21 protein-coding genes are annotated in these 18,068 nt (G+C 36.3%); 12 read left to right on the top strand and 9 right to left on the bottom strand.

The genetic code is table 11. From position 1 onward, the window contains the following. Positions 1-15 precede the first annotated feature (15 nt). Positions 16-918 (bottom strand): tRNA glutamyl-Q synthetase, encoded by a 903-nt coding sequence (locus BELBA_RS15105; RefSeq protein WP_014773554.1) that lies wholly within the window; start codon positions 916-918, stop codon positions 16-18. A 156-nt stretch (positions 919-1,074) separates the two neighbouring features. Between BELBA_RS15105 and BELBA_RS15100 the strand changes: the two genes are divergently transcribed. Further along, positions 1,075-1,788: a hypothetical protein gene (locus BELBA_RS15100; protein WP_211208392.1), complete on the top strand. Its 714-nt coding sequence runs from the start codon at positions 1,075-1,077 to the stop codon at positions 1,786-1,788. 34 nt (positions 1,789-1,822) lie between these two features. On the opposite strand, the gene BELBA_RS15095 is transcribed toward BELBA_RS15100, so the two are convergent. Beyond that, positions 1,823-2,299: a DUF4442 domain-containing protein gene (locus tag BELBA_RS15095; protein WP_014773552.1), complete on the bottom strand. Its 477-nt coding sequence runs from the start codon at positions 2,297-2,299 to the stop codon at positions 1,823-1,825. A gap of 105 nt (positions 2,300-2,404) precedes the next feature. On the opposite strand from BELBA_RS15095, the gene BELBA_RS15090 reads away from it, so the two are divergent. Further along, positions 2,405-3,211 carry a M48 family metallopeptidase gene (locus BELBA_RS15090; RefSeq protein WP_041779405.1) on the top strand — a complete coding sequence of 269 codons (807 nt, stop codon included), beginning with the start codon at positions 2,405-2,407 and terminating at the stop codon, positions 3,209-3,211. A gap of 121 nt (positions 3,212-3,332) precedes the next feature. Next, positions 3,333-3,620 carry a DUF1330 domain-containing protein gene (locus BELBA_RS15085; RefSeq protein WP_014773550.1) on the top strand — a complete coding sequence of 96 codons (288 nt, stop codon included), beginning with the start codon at positions 3,333-3,335 and terminating at the stop codon, positions 3,618-3,620. 23 nt (positions 3,621-3,643) lie between these two features. On the opposite strand, the gene BELBA_RS20520 is transcribed toward BELBA_RS15085, so the two are convergent. The 3 genes from BELBA_RS20520 to BELBA_RS15070 all read right to left on the bottom strand — a co-directional run bounded on the left by BELBA_RS20520 (position 3,644) and on the right by BELBA_RS15070 (position 5,995). Then, positions 3,644-3,928, bottom strand: a complete 285-nt coding sequence (locus BELBA_RS20520; RefSeq protein ID WP_014773549.1) for a type II toxin-antitoxin system RelE/ParE family toxin — start codon at positions 3,926-3,928, stop codon at positions 3,644-3,646. Continuing rightward, on the bottom strand, positions 3,928-4,158 hold the full coding sequence (locus BELBA_RS15075) for a hypothetical protein (RefSeq protein WP_014773548.1): 231 nt from the start codon (positions 4,156-4,158) through the stop codon (positions 3,928-3,930). The genes BELBA_RS20520 and BELBA_RS15075 overlap by 1 nt, the downstream gene beginning before the upstream one ends. Positions 4,159-4,348: 190 nt before the next feature. Then, positions 4,349-5,995, bottom strand: coding sequence for a UxaA family hydrolase (locus tag BELBA_RS15070; protein ID WP_014773547.1), 1,647 nt, complete (start codon positions 5,993-5,995; stop codon positions 4,349-4,351). Between the two features lie 106 nt (positions 5,996-6,101). Here BELBA_RS15070 and BELBA_RS15065 point away from each other — a divergent pair, with 106 nt between their 5' ends. The 9 genes from BELBA_RS15065 (at position 6,102) to BELBA_RS15025 (ending at position 14,375) form a co-directional block, all read left to right on the top strand. Continuing rightward, complete coding sequence (locus BELBA_RS15065; RefSeq protein ID WP_014773546.1) at positions 6,102-7,097, top strand: sugar kinase; 996 nt, start codon at positions 6,102-6,104, stop codon at positions 7,095-7,097. Between the two features lie 247 nt (positions 7,098-7,344). Next, positions 7,345-8,004 (top strand): beta/alpha barrel domain-containing protein, encoded by a 660-nt coding sequence (locus BELBA_RS15060; protein ID WP_014773545.1) that lies wholly within the window; start codon positions 7,345-7,347, stop codon positions 8,002-8,004. Positions 8,005-8,031: 27 nt separating this feature from the next. Continuing rightward, entirely contained in the window at positions 8,032-9,012 is a 981-nt protein-coding gene (locus tag BELBA_RS15055) for a TRAP transporter substrate-binding protein (RefSeq protein WP_014773544.1), read from the top strand. Positions 9,013-9,044: 32 nt separating this feature from the next. Then, positions 9,045-9,533: a TRAP transporter small permease gene (locus BELBA_RS15050; protein ID WP_014773543.1), complete on the top strand. Its 489-nt coding sequence runs from the start codon at positions 9,045-9,047 to the stop codon at positions 9,531-9,533. A 1-nt stretch (position 9,534) separates the two neighbouring features. Continuing rightward, positions 9,535-10,830, top strand: coding sequence for a TRAP transporter large permease (locus BELBA_RS15045; protein WP_014773542.1), 1,296 nt, complete (start codon positions 9,535-9,537; stop codon positions 10,828-10,830). A 232-nt stretch (positions 10,831-11,062) separates the two neighbouring features. Continuing rightward, the gene (locus BELBA_RS15040) at positions 11,063-11,446 is read left to right on the top strand and encodes a hypothetical protein (RefSeq protein ID WP_014773541.1); all 384 of its coding nucleotides are present in this window, start codon (positions 11,063-11,065) and stop codon (positions 11,444-11,446) included. Between the two features lie 145 nt (positions 11,447-11,591). Beyond that, positions 11,592-12,497, top strand: a complete 906-nt coding sequence (locus BELBA_RS15035; protein WP_041779403.1) for a DUF1684 domain-containing protein — start codon at positions 11,592-11,594, stop codon at positions 12,495-12,497. Between the two features lie 455 nt (positions 12,498-12,952). Then, positions 12,953-13,693: a hypothetical protein gene (locus BELBA_RS15030; RefSeq protein ID WP_169315109.1), complete on the top strand. Its 741-nt coding sequence runs from the start codon at positions 12,953-12,955 to the stop codon at positions 13,691-13,693. Continuing rightward, on the top strand, positions 13,680-14,375 hold the full coding sequence (locus tag BELBA_RS15025; protein ID WP_014773538.1) for an ATP-binding cassette domain-containing protein: 696 nt from the start codon (positions 13,680-13,682) through the stop codon (positions 14,373-14,375). The genes BELBA_RS15030 and BELBA_RS15025 overlap by 14 nt, the downstream gene beginning before the upstream one ends. Before the next feature lie 90 nt (positions 14,376-14,465). Here BELBA_RS15025 and BELBA_RS15020 read toward each other — a convergent pair whose 3' ends face one another. The 4 genes from BELBA_RS15020 to BELBA_RS15005 all read right to left on the bottom strand — a co-directional run bounded on the left by BELBA_RS15020 (position 14,466) and on the right by BELBA_RS15005 (position 18,033). Beyond that, entirely contained in the window at positions 14,466-14,690 is a 225-nt protein-coding gene (locus tag BELBA_RS15020; RefSeq protein WP_014773537.1) for a hypothetical protein, read from the bottom strand. 124 nt (positions 14,691-14,814) lie between these two features. Next, positions 14,815-15,249, bottom strand: a complete 435-nt coding sequence (locus BELBA_RS15015; protein WP_014773536.1) for a hypothetical protein — start codon at positions 15,247-15,249, stop codon at positions 14,815-14,817. A gap of 215 nt (positions 15,250-15,464) precedes the next feature. Then, complete coding sequence (locus tag BELBA_RS15010; RefSeq protein WP_014773535.1) at positions 15,465-16,652, bottom strand: class I SAM-dependent rRNA methyltransferase; 1,188 nt, start codon at positions 16,650-16,652, stop codon at positions 15,465-15,467. Continuing rightward, on the bottom strand, positions 16,645-18,033 hold the full coding sequence (locus BELBA_RS15005; RefSeq protein WP_014773534.1) for a high affinity choline transporter 1: 1,389 nt from the start codon (positions 18,031-18,033) through the stop codon (positions 16,645-16,647). Before BELBA_RS15005 ends, BELBA_RS15010 begins: the two co-directional genes overlap by 8 nt. Positions 18,034-18,068 lie beyond the last annotated feature (35 nt).

Raw genomic sequence — 18,068 nt, 5'->3', positions numbered from 1 at the left:
AAGAAAAGCCGAAAATCATTTGATTTTCGGCTTTTCTATTGTTTTTAAATAAGATTTAGAAAAGTCTTCCAAGTTTTTGATTTTTTTAGAATGACCTGTCATTTGTCCAATTAATTCAAAAACACCTTCTTTTTTCATTCCTGATTTCCTAAGAAATTGAAGGGATGTATCACCCATTGATTTTGAAAGTTTCTGTTTTTTCTTACCTAGAATCAAGTCGTGATGGTGAAAAGTAATTTGACTAAATTCATTTTTATCTAATTGTGAAGCAAGGTATGTTTGAGCTAATGAAGAACCCCAAAGGTCATTGCCTCTCACTATCAAATCAACCCCAAAATGAATGTCGTCAATGATTGATTGCAATTGATAAGCTGGATTTCCATCTTTCTTCTTGATGACAAAATCTCTAAGTATTCGAGGGATTTCACTTTCTTGCAATCCTCCTAAAGTTTGAATTTTGATTTTCTGATTAACGGGTGTATCGATTCTCAATGCCGATTCGGGAGTTTCAAAGGGTAGTTTTCTCTTTTTACAAAACCCTGTATAAAATCCTTTGGGATTCATTTTCTCGATTTTATTTCTGCTACAATCACAGACGAAAACGCTTTTCTTTTCTACTAATCTTTTGATATGTTTATCATATAAGCTTGATCTTTTAAAGCAGGAAAAATTTTTCTTAAAGTCTTTCAAATCGCTTGGTCCCAAATCATAGTCAAGCTCCATAAAATCAAGAGAATCAAAAATATCCTGAATATATTTCTTTTTGGTTCTTTTGTGATCTAAGTCATCAATGCGTAGGAGAATTTTTGCCCCATATTTTTCAGCTAAAACTTTGGTAATCAAAAATGAATAGATGTTTCCAAGGTGTAAAAATCCACTTGGCGTGGGCGCAAATCTGGTTAATTTGAATTTATCCATTTACTAATTGATTTGGAGCAAAAGTGCAATTTCTTTTGAAAATTTAAATTAGCGAATTAATAGCTTAATGTTTTTTAACACAACAAATTTTTAGCAAAAGCCAATTCACTTTACCTTCGTGATGTGAAATTCTCTATAATCTTATTTACTTTTTGTTTGGCAAGTTCCTTTCAGCTTTGTGCCCAGACAATCACTGGAAATGTGATTGATGGCTTTGACAAAGGCTATTTGGAAAGTGTTTGGGTTGTGAATTTGACCAATATGGACAGCAGTTTGACCAATTCAAGAGGTTATTTTAGACTTCAAGGAAGTAAAGGAGATTCCATACTTTTTTCAAAACAGTATTACATTCCAAATAAAGTTGTCGTTGGTGAAGACAGACATTTTATTGCAGAGATTTATTTGAATGCCCGCACACTCCCCCAATTTAGCGTTTACGGAAACGAATTTAGAGTTCCTTATCTCGTTGGTGGTACAGCGAGTCCAACTGGAATGCGTGGATTCTCTGATAGAAAAGCAGGTCCAGGAAAAATGTATTTGGGAATGGCAGATAATCCTGGTTTAGTTCCAGCGGTTACTATTGATGGACCGATTTCATACTTTATGAAAAGCGAAAGAAACAAAAGGGAGTACGCAAGAAAACTAGCTATTATAGCTCGAAAAAAAGATTATTTAGATTTGATTCAGTCTGATTCTGTGATGACAGCACTAAAAGCAGAATACAATCTTTCGAACAAAGATTTAGATGATTTGATTATTGAATTCAACTTACACAATAAAGACCATCAGTTTCTTGACATGAGTTGGAAGATGGTAGAGCAGCGTTTAATCGACTTTTTTGATTGGAGAACTGGAAGGCGTAGAGAGTAAGTTTAGTGTTTTAATGCTCTGAATCATCAATTCCCTATTTCTTTTTAAATGACCATGTGACAAAAAATCTTGCTACCATTTCTCCATTTCGATTTAATCCTGTCGAAATCATGGTGAGTTTGTCACTTTCCCCAAGTTGAAGATGATCGATTAATGATTCAAGTTCCTTTCCTTGATTACAACTGAAAGTGATCAATTGATCTGCTTTTTTGAAATACTCTGCTTTAAAATCTACAACCAACATGCTGAATTTCCCTTTTCCAGCCATAGAAAGTTGACACAAGGCACCTGTGCTCAATTCTGCAGCACCAGCCAAAGCGGCAAAGTAGATAGATTTGAAGGGGTTTTGACTTCTCCAGAAATAAGGGATGCTTACCTCGCAGCTATCTTGATCTAGTTTTTTGATTTTTAATCTCCAAAAAATAGCAGAAGGTAATTTAAACAACATTGCCCACCAAAAAATAAAAGGATTAGTCATTTTACCTAAGTAACTTTTTGCTTCTGGGGTCATATTGATTGGATTAAGTATTTAATCTTACAAATTAATTAAAAAAAAGGAATGCATTTTTGATATGGCATCTTTTTTGGGCATTTTCGTAGAAATATTCAAACTGTTATGCTAAAGAAAATATCAATATTGTTTTTGGTCGGGCTAATCACCTATTCCTGTGCCAAAGTCCCTTTTAGTGGAAGGAATCAGTTAAGTCTTGTGAGCAATGAAGAGATTCTTCCAATGTCTTATGATCAATATGGTCAGGTTTTGAAAGAAAGTAAATTAGTTACTAGTTCTACACAAGGTCAGCAAGTGGTAAGAGTAGGTAGAAGAATAGCCGAAGCAGTAGAAACTTACATGCGAGAAAAGGGCTATGCAGATGAGTTAGAAGGTTTTCAATGGGAATTCAATCTTATAGAAAGTGAGCAAGTCAATGCTTGGGCTATGCCTGGCGGAAAAGTAGCATTCTACACTGGGATCATGCCAATTTGCCAAGATGAGACTGGAATTGCTGTGGTGATGGGGCACGAAGTAGCTCATGCAATAGCGAGTCATGCTCGTGAGAGAATGTCAAATGGACTTTTACTGAATGGACTAATTGGCGGTGTTCAGGTGGCTATGGGTCAGAATCCAACCCTTACACAAAGTATATTTCTTCAAGCCGTAGGTTATGGTGGGCAATTGGGAATGTTGAAATTTTCTAGAAAGCATGAATTAGAAGCCGATCAATTAGGCTTAAACTTCATGGCATTGGCGGGATATGATCCAAGACAAGCGCCTATTTTCTGGGAAAGAATGAATGCAGGTGCAGAAGGTGCTAGGCCACCAGAATTTTTATCGACTCACCCAGGTCCAGATAAAAGAATTCAAGAATTAAATAAGCAAATGGCAGAAGCCATGGCTTATTACGAAAAGAGCAACAAGCAATAAAATAGAAAGGCTAGTTTCTTTGGAAACTGGCTTTTTCTCTTTAAGCCACATTTTTTTTAAATCTAATTTCTAATTAACCAATTATAAATCTAAAATCAACAATCTAAAATATAAATCAACCATGCCAGCACTTGTTCTAGTTGAAGTAGAAATCCATAATCCTGAATTGTACGAAGATTATAAAAAACTGAGTTTACCAGCTGTTGAGGCATTTGGTGGAAAGTTTGTTGTCAGAGGAGCACAGACGGAATCCCTCGAAGGTGATTGGAATCCTCAGCGCTTGGTTGTTTTAGAATTTCCTTCTGTCGAAAGAGCCAAAGAATGGTACAATTCCGAGCAATACACCACAGCCAAAAACATCCGCTTTCAAGCCTCCAAAGGAAAAATGTTAGTGGTAGAGAGTGTTTAGAAGGGAATGAAAAAGACAAGTTATTATTTATATTTCTTTTTCGGGTTTTGTCTAACGTCAAAAAATGATAGAATAATTATTTTGTTGTTTCTGATTCTATAGAGAAGTTTAGTTTGAGGTGAAAGTTGAAAACCTTTAATATCGTTATGCTCAGTTTGGCCCATTTGTGGGTAGCTACTAAGAAGTGTAAAAATTTCGTCTACTTTTTTAATAAATAATTTGGTGGTTTTTTCTCCAAAATTCTCGTTTATATACGCTACAATAGTGTCGAAATTTTTTTCGGCTCTCGGAGTAACAAATATTTGCATCAATATTTTTTCTTAATACTTTCCCAGTTGATTAAATTTTTATCGTCCTGTGATTCCTCGTATGATAAAAGCACTTCTTCTTTTTGTTCAGCAGACAGACTCTCCCAAATTTGACCATCTTTTGCATTTTCTCTTTGTTTAAGAAAGTCATAGATTGTTTTTAGAAGTTGTTCGTTATCAATTCTATCAAGAATTTTATGCAAATCAGATTTAAGCTCAACTGTTCCCATTTCCTCTGTTCATTTGGTTAATTCAAATTTATGATTTTTAGCGGAAACTTTTGATTTTACCGGTAAAATTCAAGGTTTTATCTTCTTTAGCTAGGCAAGCTTTTTCTGTAACCTAAATTTAGGCATGATAGCTATTTCATATTTTAATACTCGCTTTTTTTCTTCATTCTTTTGACTTTTTCCTTCATCCTTACAGTGAAACCCCTCTCTTCCACGGAATAAAATCGTCCTGATCGAGGAGTTGGGCTTTGGATTTGATCTCTCCGCTGGCAACTTTAATGATGTGTTCGAGCATCTCTTCGCCCATTTGAGGAATGGTTTTTTCGCCCGAGATTACACCACCTGTGTTAACATCAATGATATCAGGCATTCTTTCTGCCAATTTTGTATTGGAAGATATTTTGATAACTGGAGTTACTGGATTGCCTGTTGGAGTGCCTAGTCCTGTTGTGAACAAAATGATATTAGCACCTGAACCAGCCATTGCTGTAGTGCTTTCTACATCATTTCCAGGCGTACAAAGGAGATTGAGGCCGGGTTTGGTTGCATACTCCGCGTAATCCAAGACATCTACCACAGGAGAAGTTCCTCCTTTTTTTGCAGCGCCAGAGGACTTCATCGCATCCGTGATTAAGCCATCTTTAATGTTTCCCGGGGAAGGATTCATATCGAAACCTGATCCTACAGCTTCAGCAGATGCAGCATAATCTACCATCAATTTGCTGAATTTCTTCGCAATGGTATAATCAACACATCTATTGATCAATTCCTGTTCAACGCCACAAAGTTCTGGAAATTCGGACAAGATTGATTTTCCACCCAAGGCAACAATCAGATCAGAAACATGACCAACCGCTGGATTTGCTGAAATACCAGAGAAACCATCGGATCCACCACATTCCAAACCAATCGTCAACTTGCTCAAGGGAGCATCCTGTCTTTCTTGTTGATCGGCTTCAGCCATAGCCAGGAAAGTTTGCTTAATCGCTTGTGAGAGCAAGTTGCTTTCTGTCCCTTCTTTTTGTTGCTCAAGGAGTATTATTGGCTTATCTAAATTGGGATTGATCGCATCCAGTTTTTCTTTTAAGATTGCAGGTTGGGCATTTTGACAACCCAAACTCAAAACTGTCGCACCAGCCACGTTTGGATTATTGATATATCCAGCCAACAAAGCACAAAGCATATCTGAATCCTGACGAATTCCCCCACAGCCTCCTTGGTGGGTTAGAAATTTGATACCATCTATGTTTTTGAAAATTTTAGAAGCACTAACTTCTACAAATTCCTCAACTTGTAGCGTTTCGATCTGCTCTTTTTTTCCTGTTTTGTACAAATCAGCCATTTGTTGCACAAGGCTTTTGAACCTATTTGGTTTCCCAAAACCGAGCTCATCAACGAAGGCCTGCTTGATAACTTCTACATTTCTATTTTCACAAAAAACCAATGGAATTACAATCCAATAATTAGCAGTTCCCACTTGTCCATCCGAGCGGTGATAACCTTTAAAAGTTCTTCCCTCAAACTTACTAAAGTCAGGTAGAGTCCATCCTGTAGTTTCTGTCTTTTCACTGAAAGAATTGGCTTCATGCTTTACATTGGCAGTTGTAAGCACAGCGCCGCTTATTATTGTTGATACAGATTTTCCCACCACTGAACCATACATATATACAAAACTGCCTTGTTTAATTTCCGTCAATGCAAATTTATGTTTGGCAGGTACAGTGTCTTTTAAGGTTATCTTTTTTCCTTCGAATTCTATCACTTCACCTGCACTTAAATCTGTCAAAGCGACGAGTACATTGTCCTGTGGATGAATTTGTAAAAACTTATGGTTCATTGAATTTTTTGTTTATATTGCGCAATCGATTGCACAATTTAGGCAAAAGAAATTCAAAAATAAAAATATAAGACATTAATTTACCGATTAGAATAAAGATCAACCTATGACTAAAAAGGTAATAACTCTAGGTGAAGTGATGATGCGTCTCAGTACTCCTGGTAATGAGCGTTTTTTACAAGCCGATCAATTCAATATTGTCTATGGCGGGGCAGAAGCTAATGTATCTATTTCTCTCGCACAATGGGGAGTGAAATCCTACCATGTGACAGCTTTTCCGGATCATGATTTGGGACAAGTTGCAACAAATTACTTGAGGCAGATGGGAGTTGGAATAGATTATATTTTTACTTCCGAAGGAAGAATGGGGCTTTATTTTCTAGAGAATGGAGCCATGCAAAGGGCCTCAAAAATTATTTATGATCGGTTTGATTCAGCTTTTGCAAACTTCGATGGGGCTGAAGTAGATTGGGATTTAGTGTTTGATGGAGCGGATTGGTTTCATTGGACGGGCATCACACCAGCACTTTCCCAAAGAGCCGCAGATATGACTTTAGCAGCATTGAAAGCTGCATCCACAAAAGGACTTATGATCAGTGGTGATATCAATTATAGAAGAAATCTTTGGCAATATGGAAAGCGGCCATTGGAAGTTATGCCTGAATTGATTCGCTATACACAAGTCATTGTAGCGGGAATGGCTGACTTCGAAAATTGTATGGACATCACAGCTGAGGATTATGAAGAGGCATGTATCCAAGCCAAAAAAGACTATCCTCAAATCAAATATATTACAACTACAGAAAGGGATTCTATTTCTGCTTCTGAAAATGGACTCAGTGCAATCCTTTGGAATGGGAAAAATCTACTTACTTCTAAAAAGTACAATATGACGCATATTGTAGATAGAGTAGGAGGAGGTGATGCATACATGGCGGGTTTGATCTATGGATTGCTCCATCTTTTAGATCAAGAAGCTTTAGAATTCGGAGTTGCTGCCTCAGTCCTGAAACACAGCATCCCTGGAGATGCCAATCTTGTAAGCCTAGCCGAAGTCAATTCTCTTGTGAAAGGAGAAAATGTGGGGAAACTGCTGAGGTAAGATATGAGATATAAGACGTAAGACTTAAGAACAAAGAACAAAGAACCAAGAAGAATGAACCAAGAAACGAGAAGTGAGAAACGAGATGTGAGAAGCTAGAGAAATATATCATCATGTCTCCCTAACATTCCAACTTTAAAACTTTCCAATCCGCCACGACCAAGCTATTCAAAATAATTTTCAAACTAACAACAATTTTAAAATCTTTCAATCTTTCAATTTTGAAATTTCTCAACCCCCAAAACCTATGAACCAACACAACACCATCCTTCAAGCCATGACTGATTCGGGAATGATCCCAGTTTTTAATCACAAGGATATTGAAGTTTCCAAGTCAGTATTAGCAGCGGCCTATAAAGCTGGTGTGAGAGTTTTTGAATTTACCAATAGAGAAGAAAATGCTTTTGAAATATTTAAAGCTCTGAAAATTTATAGTGAAGAGTTTGAAGGAATGTATTTAGGAATTGGGACAATTTTTACCGCAGCGGATGCTCAAAGATTCATATTTGCAGGGGCTGATTTTATAGTTTCTCCTGCATTGATTCCAGAAGTCGCAAATTTTTGTACTATGAAAGGCATGCTTTGGGTACCTGGTTGTGCTACTGTTACAGAGGTTTTCCAAGCTAAAACTCTTGGAGCACAATTGGTAAAAGCATTTCCAGGGAATCTTCTTGGAGCTGGTTTTATCAAAGCGGTAAAATCCATAATGCCTGATATGAAAATGATGCCAACAGGTGGTGTAGAACCTACGCGTACAAACCTTTCAGAATGGTTTGGATCTGGCGTACATTGCGTGGGTATGGGATCTCAGCTTTTTTTTAAAAAAGTCATCGAGTCGGGACAGTACGAGATACTTCAAGAAAAAATAAGTGCTACACTTACATTGATAAAGTCGATTAGGTCTTAAGGCCGTCAACCCAAAAATAACATTCAAATGAAATTGAGAATTTGCTATATCATTGCTATTTCATTGATTTTCCTTACAGCTTGCAAAGGTCCTGGAGGGGTTCGCGTGATCAAATTGGGTCATGGGCTCGGTGTGACACATCCCGTTCATGAAGCCATGGTTTTTTTAGCGGAGCGGGTAAAGGAGAAATCAGGCGGTGAGATGATCATCAAAATTTATCCCAATCAGCAATTGGGTTCTGAAAGAGAATTAGTCGAACTGCTACAAATCGGGAGCCTAGGTATGACCAAAGTGTCATCTGCAGTTATGGAAAGTTTTGCTCCCAAACTTCAAGTATTTAGTATGCCTTACCTTTTTAGAGATGATGAACACCGTGATAATGTTCTCAAAGGTCCGATTGGAAAACAACTTTTATTGGATGGGGAAGAGTTTTGGTTGAGAGGATTATGCTATTATGATGCTGGAAAAAGGAGTTTTTATACCAAAACTAAACCTGTAGAATCCCCAGCAGATCTGCAAAGCCTCAAGATCAGAGTAATGGAAAGCAATACGGCCATCAATATGGTGAAAAGTTTTGGTGGTTCTCCTACCCCCGTTTCTTACGGTGAACTTTATACAGCACTTCAACAAGGAATTGTGGATGGTGCAGAGAATAATCCTCCAAGTTTATACACTTCTAGACATTATGAAGTCTGTAAATTTTATTCTATCAACGAGCATACAGCCGTTCCAGATATCATGATCATCAGTACGAAGGTTTGGAAATTACTTTCAGATCAAGAAAAACAATGGCTCCAAGAGGCTTCAGATGAGTCTGCAGTATATCAATATAAAATTTGGGCAGAAGCAGTGGAAGAATCCTTAATGGAAATGGAAAAAGCAGGGGTTACGATAGTCTATCCAGAACAAGATGGCTTCAGAGCATCTGTAGAAAGTATGTACGAAGAATTGAAAGTCGCTCAACCTGAATTGTATGCGGTAATCGATCAAATCAGAAAGCAACCTTAATTAATCTTTTAAACCCACAGACCTATTTGAAAATGTTCAGTATAGAATTCAAAGAAAATTTAGATAAAATTATAGGCTGGCTCTTGATCTTTTTGATGGGCTCTATGGTTTTGAATGTGACTTGGCAGGTGCTGTCTAGGTATATTTTTCAAAATCCATCTTCCTTTACAGATGAGTTATCTCGATATATGTTGATTTGGTTGGGAATGTTGGGAGCGGCTTATGTAGCGGGAAAAAATCAGCATTTAGCCATTGATATTGTTTTGAGAAAATTGGAAGGTAAAGCCAAAATGAAGCTCCAAATCCTGATCAATGTATTGATTATGGTTTTTGCAATTGCGGCGATGATCTTGGGAGGGAGTAATCTGGTTTATATTACTTATTTGCTTGGCCAGAAATCAGCCACTTTACAAATCCCTCTAGCTTACATCTACAGCATTATTCCAGCAAGCGGATTATTGGTTTTGTATTACCAAATAGCAGGAATTTTTCATTTGATCAAAACCCAAAACCACGACTAAAATGGAGTATATCAGCATTATCATACTCGTATTGACTTTTGTGACATTGATGGCGATTGGAATGCCCGTCGCTTGGAGTTTAGGTTTATCAAGTTTGATTACCTTGATGGTTTCTGTTGCCGCTGGCCCATCTGCCACGACGATTGCACAGCGAATGGGAACAGGCTTGGATAGTTTTTCGCTATTGGCGATACCCTTTTTTGTCTTAGCAGGAGAAATCATGAATCGAGGAGGGATTGCCAATCGCTTGATAGAATTGGCAAAAGCCATCACAGGGAGATTACCAGGTGGATTATTATATGTCAACGTAATTGCCGCCATGCTTTTTGGAGCTATAGCTGGTTCTGCCGCTGCTGCTGCTTCAGCTATAGGTGGGATTTTGGGAAAAAGAATGGAGAATGAAGGCTATCCAAAAGAACTTGGAGCTGCTGTAAACATCACTTCTTCAACGACCGGATTAATTATTCCTCCATCCAATATTTTGATCGTCTATTCCTTGGCTTCAGGTGGAGTTTCTATAGCTGCCTTATTTGTGGCAGGGTACGTGCCAGGGATATTTATTGGATTGCTGTTGATGTTAACTGCAGCAATTTTTGTGAAAAGGAAAAACCTTCCAGGTGGTACTGCAACAAGCATGAAGGAATTGACAAGCAAGTTTTTTAGAGCATTTCCAAGCTTAATGTTGCTCGTAGTAGTGATGGGTGGTATTGTTGGCGGGATTTTCACTGCAACAGAAGCTTCTGCGATAGCTGTAATTTATACGCTTGCTTTATCGTTTTTCTATAGAGAGTTAAAGTGGAAAGAGCTTCCTTCCATTTTGCTTAAATCGTCAGAAACCACAGCTGTGGTTATGCTTTTGATCGCTACTTCCATGAGTATGTCATGGGTGATGTCAAGTGAGGATATTCCACAATCTATTTCAGAGTCCCTGTTGTCTATCAGTGACAACATTTTTGTTATTTTATTGCTGATCAATATTCTCCTGTTGTTTGTCGGGATTTTCATGGATATGACGCCTGCGGTTTTGATTTTCACGCCGATATTCCTACCGATTGTAACCGCATTGGGTATTGACCCTGTTCATTTTGGAATTATCATGATCTTGAATCTTTGTATTGGACTTTGTACACCACCAGTTGGTTCGGTTCTGTTTATTGGAGTTGGAGTGGCGCAGACGAGTATAGAGAAAGTCGTCAAACCTCTGATTCCATTCTTTGTTGCGATGATATTTGGTTTGATTGTCATTACGCTATGGCCAGGCTTGACACTTTGGTTGCCAAGGCTTTTTGGCTTGTAATAAATATTGAATTAATGGTTAATAAAAGGATTAAAGAGGCTGGCCGGTGGTCAGCCTTTTTTTTAGTTTACCATGGATGAACACGGATGAACACAGAGGACACAAAAATATCTCCCATCATCAGTTCAATCAGTATTTTTAGCATTCTGTTTTTAAATCTTTATTAATAAAAGATTTCCTATATATTAGAGGATTAGTTTATGATACTTTTCAGTCCAAATAAATATGACCTATGAAAATTTATGACAAGCATTCACATACCCTTATGTTTATTTTAACAGGGATATATATGTTATTAGGTGTTTTAAAAGGATATTATAGCACCATTGATGGGTTTGCAATTGCATATTTCTCTTTAGGTTTTTTCTGTTGTATGTATTTAATGTACACTTACAATAATCCATATATAGAAGTTAAAAACGGTATAATCTTTAAAGCAGGTATTATTAAAAAAAAGCAAATAAAAATAGCTGATATCAAGTCATTGGAAAAAGTAGAAAACACTTTGATTATCAAATCAGAAAATGATCAATTTAAGATTTCTAAAGGGATGCTTGATGATACGAAAATTCGGAATTTTGAGGAATATATCAGAAGTGAAATGAACCAAGGATAATCGAAAAAAGCATTGTTTTTTTATTATGCGTGATTAAAGCGTTCTAATCTGTTTTTTTGTGTTTTTTGAGAAAACTTAGTGTTCCTTGTGGTAAAATGCTGTGTTCAAAATAGTATCTTCACTCTTTACAAACGCTCTATTCCCTATGAAGCATTTATTATTCAGCATGTTGATTCTGTTGTTACTTTTTTCTTCTTGTCAGTTAGAAAAGGAAGAGACTTACACTATTTCAAAAGAGGCACATACAGAAGAAATTGAAAACTGGTATAATAATCGGATAGAATCACTGAAATCAGAAAATGGCTGGTTGAACTTGATAGGCTTGTATTGGTTTGAGCAGGATAGCAATAGATTGGGGACAAAAGAGGGTTTGGAATTGCTAGTTGAAGATGAATTGTTTCCTGAATTTTTTGGGACTTTTGAAAAAGTTGGAAAGCAAGTTTATTTCAATCCAGAAATCGATGATATCAAGATTGGCGAAGAATTGATTAATGAAAAAATACTTGTTTTTGATCCTGAGATGAATTTCTCACCTACTATTTCCTTTAATCAATTTCGAGCAAATGTATTGCAAAGATCGGACTTGATCGGGTTGAGGTTGAGAGACCTTGAGTCAGAAACGATTCGTGATTTTCATGGGATTGATAGATTTCCAGTTGACAAAGAATGGAGATTTGAGGCAAAATTCATCCCTTATGAACCTGCCAAAGAGATTCCAATTTCCAATGTGTTGGGACAAACTTATGCTGCCAAATCAGTAGGGTATTTAAGCTTTGGGTTTGAAGGTAGGATATATAATATTGATGCTTTGGAAGAAGGAGATCAATTGTTTTTGATCTTTGCTGACGGCACAAGTGGTGCTGAGACATATGGGGGAGGACGTTATCTCTATACCCAGAAGGCCGATGAAAATGGCATTGTGATTTTGGACTTCAATAAAGCTTATAACCCACCTTGTGTTTTCACTCCTTTTGCTACCTGTCCATTGCCACCGCGTCAGAATATTTTGGAGCTTGCGATAGAGGCAGGGGAGAGGAATTGGGGGAAATAAAATGTAGGCTCGCAAAGGTTTGCTGAGGTGCAGAACCTGTCCCGCAGAATTGCGGGAGAAAGCTACGAGGAATTAGAGTTGGAAGAAGAGCTTTATTTAAGTAAGTGTAAAGGCATGAATTAGTTTTGTATAGTCTTTATTATCAGTTTTATTTATTTTGAGCAAAACGAGTAAATCCAACTAAATTCATAAAGGTCGTAAGTGCTATAGGTTAAATATTTTTGTATATTAGTTCTTTGTTTTTTGAAGTTAGATTAATTATTGCAATGATTGAATATTTCAAAATTGAATTATTTTCAATTTCTAGAAAATTTAGAGAAATGGGAATTAACCCAATTTTTGGATTTCTCTTTTCAACCTTATTTTTCATATTTGCATCATATTCTAATTTTACGCAATTTTATTTTCCTCAATATATTTATTTAGCATCTCTGATTTTTACTTTACAATCAAGAGTGAATTTTGAAAAATCATCTTTTCTTGAGATGATTTATGGTACAAGTAAAAATATTAAGATTAGATTGGTAGAAAATGGCTTGATATGTTTACCATTTTTTATTGGGGTAGTTTACCATGGATATTATCTTGAGTCATTTTTTGTTTTAATTATTCCATTTATATATGCATTTTTTAGATTTGAACTTTTTAGTATAAAAAAAAGCTCAACACCTTATTTTAAATATCCTTTTGAGTTTCAGATAGGATTTAGAAAAAATATTCTGGTATTGATTTCTCTTTATTTATCTGTTTTAGTTATTGATTATTCTTGGCTATATGAGTTTAGCATTATTTCTTTTTTGGGAATGTTTGCTTTGATATCGACATTCTATTCATCAAATATAGAGGATTCAAGTTATTTGAGAATTGAAGTTAGATCAGTTCAGGATTTTCTATTTAAGAAAGTTTTGGAATCTTTATTTTTGACATTGTCATTGGTGCTTCCAATGTTTTTGATTATTACTTTGAAACTTGGATTGAACATTGAATTTATAGTTTTTTTGATATTGGGGATGCTATTCATAGGTTTGGTTGTCTTGGCAAAATATGCTTCTTATCCTCAAGAGATTAGTATCGTGCAAGGTACCATAGTGGCAATTTCTGTTATATTCTTCCCAATTTCATTAATTACATTTCCAATCTTTTATTATAAGGCTATTTCAAATATTAAGCACCTTTTTCATTATGATCATTCTTAAAAATGTGTGTAAAAAATTTGGAGAGAAAGATGTTCTCAATAATATTTCTTGGTCTTTCAAAGAAAGAATGATCCACGGAATCATTGGTAGAAATGGTGCTGGGAAGTCAACATTTATCAAATGTTTGGTTGGTATAGAGAAATATGAAGGGCTAATCTCAATTCCTGAAAATTTTGATAAGAGAAGAATAGCTTATTTGCCTACTGAGCCATTTTTCTTTAAAAGAATCACTGGTCGTGAATACTTGAAATTTATTTCGAATTCAAGAAAATCAATAAGACAAAATTTTGATGAAGTAAACCTTTTTGAATTACCACTAGATGTCTACATAGATAGCTTTTCAACAGGAATGAAGAAAAAACTAGCATTCACTTCTTTATTAATGGATGAATTTCAAATTTATGTTTTAGATGAGCCATTCAATGGAGTAGATATGGAAGGAAGATTATTAATTCAAGAAATTTTGAAAAAACTTAATGAATTAGGTAAAACAGTTTTTATTTCCTCCCATATTGTGACCTATTTATCAGAAGTTTGTCAGGAAATTCATTATTTGAATAATGGCATATTTGAAGAAACTATTCAAAAAGAGAACTTCAAAGAGTTTCAAGAAAATTGGAATAGTCAAACAATTAATGTTCAACTTAATAAGTTGAATTTCGGACCATTTAAAGAAAAATAGATTTATTTAAGGGACAATTTTTTTGACTCAATTTTAAGTTTTGAAACAATTGAAGAATTATTAATGAAATAATCTATTTTGAATTTAAATTCATAACTCATTTCCATCTTCTATTGAATAAATATCTTCCTCTTCTTCTTTTAAAAAATCAAATGCAGGATTATTAGAGACAACTTTTAACCAATCATTTTCATCATTCAACTCTTCTTCCATTAGAATCAAAACTTTCACATTTTTATCAGCCTCTTTCAAACCCAAATCTAATTTGAGGTGACCTTTCTTATTTGTTTTTGACTTTATTTCTATAGCTTTCATTATAGTTTTAATTTATTCTAGTCAAATTAACGATTTTTTCGGATAATGTTTTGAAAATGACAGAAATAAAAAAACACCCAAACATATCTGCTTGGGTGTTCTAAATTAATTTTTGTTCAGAGAATTAACCTAACCAACTTGACCAAGGGATTCTGCTTAGGATCAATACCAAACCAATACCATAAGCCATATAGATAGCCCTGAATCTAGCCTTGCTGTCTGTCATTTTCTTCGCTTTCGAATAACCTATTGTGATGACTACAATAGCTATGATGTTGATCACTGGGTGTTCCAATGCCGTCAACCTTGCAACTCTATCTCCCATTGCTCCACCACCTGTCAATAAGGAGAAACCAATTGGACTGACGAAATAAAGAATCAAGCCCACCAAAAGTTGAACGTGTGAAAGGATAAAACCAATCAAAGCAATTTTTCTGTGTTTTTCTGTGAATACTTTTCCACTCAATGCTCCAATAAGAGCAATGATCATGATAATAGCCAAAGCTGCCAATACCAAGTAAGCAAGTCCCGAATGCGCGTGTTGTAGTCCTGTGTACATTATAATTTTAGATTTATGATTTTAGATTTTAGATTATCAACTTGTCCGCCGTGGCGGATTGGAAGATTACAATATTGGTAAATTGTTGTAAAGTTGTAATGTTAGAAAGTTTTAAAGTTGGCTAACGCATGATATCGGATTAATTCGATTTTAAACCTTTGGGTTTTCAAAACTCCGAATGTTAGTCTCATATCTCACGTCTTATGTCTCATATCTCATTCAACGTACACCACCAATCCCTTCAAGTACTCCGTTTCTTGATGGAAGATATTGATCGGGTGGTCGGATGGTTGGGAAAGATAGTGAAGGATTCTGATATTTCTACCACTTTCTAGGGCGGCAGCGGTGATTGTGTTTGCAAAAAGTTGTTTATCAACTACCTGCGAACAAGAAAATGTAAACAAAATTCCACCACTTTTGATATGTTTAAATGCTTCTGCATTCAATCTCTTGTAGCCCTGCACTGCATTGTGCCTCGATTTTATGTTTTTGGCAAATGCTGGTGGGTCCAAGACGATCACATCATAATCCTGCTCTATTTCTTTAATATATTTCACCACATCTGCGACAATAGACTGATGTTTTCCTTTAAATTCAGCAGCATTGAGCGCTACATTTTTATCGGTCAACTCAATTGCTTTTGCTGAAATATCTATTGAATGCACTTCTTTTGCGCCAGCTCTCAAAGCAGAAACAGAGAAGCCACCGCTGTAACAGAAGGTGTTCAAGACTTTCTTCCCTGCACTGTATTTTCCGAATAAATGTCTGTTTTCTCTCTGATCTACAAAGAAGCCTGTTTTCTGACCTTTCTCCCAGTCGATTTCATAGATGCAGCCATATTCTTTTACCAAATTGGTCTGAGGTGTTCCAAAGATCAATTTATTTTCAATTCCAGAAATATCTTTTGGCAAGGTCTCAGCGGATTTGTCATACACAGCAGTAAGTTTCTTTCCATAAACAGCCTGCAGCGCTCTAGAAATATCTTCAATATGTTGATGCATGCCAATGGAATGCGCCTGAATAACAGCGGTGCCATTGTAGAAATCAATGATCAATCCTGGCAGTCCGTCACCTTCACCATGGATCAATCTATATACATTTGTTTCTTCGCTGTCAGTAAGCCCAATGCTTTGTCTGACATCAAAAGCAGATTGGATTTTCTTTTTCCAAAAAACACCATCAATCGGTTGTTCTTCAAAAGAAATTGTACGCACCATAATGGAGCCATTTTGAAAATGACCTATTCCTAAAAAGATGTCTTTGGCACTGAAAATTTGTACCAATTGGCCATTTTTCAAGTCAGTATCTCTTGTAGCGATGGCGCCTGAAAAGATCCAATGATGTTTTCTGAGAATGGAAATTTCTTTATTTTTAGCTAATATGATTTTAGGATAATCAAGCATTGATTTTTTGTTTTTTAGGGAAAATATACGTTCCCGATATCATGGATAAAGCACTTACTACTAAAGCAGGAACGTGTGGATAGATGGGCATTTCAATATTGATATAAGCCAAGTAGGCAATCATTCCAAAGATAATGGCCATCAGAGCACCCATTTCTGAGGCTTTTTTCCAATACAATCCAGCGGTCAAAGGTACGAATAAACTTACCAACATTAAGATAGATGCTTCCGCTACAAGTTCATAAATATTTGTTTTCCATTGTGCCATAATCGTGGCGATGATGGCCACGAAAATGATATTGAATCTCAATAACCAAAGAAAGTGTTTGTCCTGAAGTTTTGCTCCAAAATAGGGACGAATCAAGTTCTCAGAAATAATTGCTGAAGGAGCGAGTAAACCTGAACTGGTAGTACTCATAATGGCAGAAATCAGTGCTCCAAAAAACAGGATCTGAACATGAATGCCGCTGTGACGAAGAACCATTTCTGGAAGAAGTAATTGTTTGTTTTCGAGATAAATTTCAGGATAAAGAAACTTAGCTCCCAATGCGATAAATAGCGGAAGTAACCCAATTGTGACATAAAACCCTCCCGCCAAATAGGTAGATCGGATGGCGACTTTTTCTGATTTGGCTGACATTACGCGTTGGTAAATGTCTTGACTTGGGATACTTCCCAATCCAATAATCATCCAAGCTCCCAAATAATTGATCCAAGCAGTAGGCTTCAGTTCAGGGAAAAACTGGAAACTCCCTTCTGGTGCTGATTCCAAAATAGGCATTACACCACCTGCTCGCTGAGAGACCAACACGGCAACCCAAATCAATCCCACGACAATCAGCGTGGTTTGGATAAAGTCAGTGATTGAAATGGCCCACATTCCACCTAGGAAAGTATAAAAAACAACAATACCAGCACTAACCACAATGGCATTGGCGATAGAAATATCTGCAATGCTATTAAAGATAAGTGCCAAGGCGACAAGCTGCGCTGCTACATAGCCAAAATAGGCTGGAATCATAAATACTGAAGCGAAGAATTCGACTTTCTTTCCAAAGATTCGCTTGTAAACATCCCCGATGGTCAACACATTCATTTTGTACATCGGCCTGAGATAAAACATCCCAAAAAGTACCAAGCAAAGTGCACCTCCAAATGGATCTTCAATAACGCCTTGAAGTCCAGAATCTAAGTATTCTGACGAAGCTCCAAAGATCGTTTCCGAACCAAACCAGGTAGCAAATAGGGCAGAGGCAGACAAAAAAAGCGGCAGCTGCCTGCCCGCCAAAACAAAGTCATTGGAATTTTTGACCAGTTTCGAGGACCAAGCACCCACCGCTATGGTGATGATGATGTATATGATGATAGCTGTGAGAAGCAAGAGGGATTTTAGATATTAGAAGGTAGATTTTAGAT

This window comes from Belliella baltica DSM 15883 (assembly GCF_000265405.1).
Classification (GTDB): Bacteria; Bacteroidota; Bacteroidia; order Cytophagales; family Cyclobacteriaceae; genus Belliella; species Belliella baltica.
This window is presented reverse-complemented; position numbering and strand designations above follow the sequence as displayed.